Source organism: Komagataeibacter sp. SM21, assembly GCF_041402665.1.
Taxonomy (GTDB): Bacteria; Pseudomonadota; Alphaproteobacteria; order Acetobacterales; family Acetobacteraceae; genus Komagataeibacter; species Komagataeibacter saccharivorans.
In genome coordinates this window covers 1-628 of sequence record NZ_JBGLOV010000088.1, presented here as the reverse complement: position 1 = coordinate 628, position 628 = coordinate 1, and the positions used below count along the sequence as shown (strand labels likewise).

Annotated in this window: 1 protein-coding gene; it reads left to right on the top strand. The window is 60.7% G+C overall.

The window, feature by feature from the left end; all coding sequences use genetic code 11:
* Positions 1 to 628, top strand: a 628-nt coding sequence (gene istB, locus ACBR42_RS17185) for an IS21-like element helper ATPase IstB (RefSeq protein ID WP_371208848.1), incomplete at both ends; no start/stop codon positions are given.

The following is a 628-nucleotide window of genomic DNA, read 5'->3' as shown; positions in this document are numbered from 1 at the left end:
AGCAGGGCGCACCTGCCTTCGAGGCGGCTATCCCCATCCTCTCACAACTCCTGAAGGCGGAACTGGCCGAACGCGAAGTGCGCTCCATCGCCTACCAGACAAAGACCGCCCGGTTCCCCGCCTATAAGGACCTGTCCGGGTTCTCCTTTGCCGATACGCAGGTCAACGAGCCCATGATCCGCCAGCTCCATGGCGGGGACTTCATCGAGCGTACTGAGAATGTCGTGCTGATCGGTGGCCCGGGAAACGGGAAAACCCACCTGGCGACCGCGCTGGCCATCCAGGCGATCACCTATCACCGCAAGAAGGCGCGCTTCTGGTCAACGGTCGACCTGGTCAATGCGCTCGAACAGGAAAAGACCGCCAACCGGGCCGGGCAGATTGCCGACAGGCTGCTCCGCCTGGATCTCGTGATCCTTGATGAACTCGGTTATCTCCCCTTCAGCGCGTCTGGCGGCGCCCTGCTGTTCCATCTGCTCAGCCGCCTCTACGAGCGCACCCGTGTCATCATCACAACCAATCTGAGCTTCAGTGAATGGGGAGACGTCTTTGGTGACCCGAAGATGACAACGGCGCTCCTCGATCGGCTGACCCATCACTGTCATATCCTCGAGACAGGAAATGACAG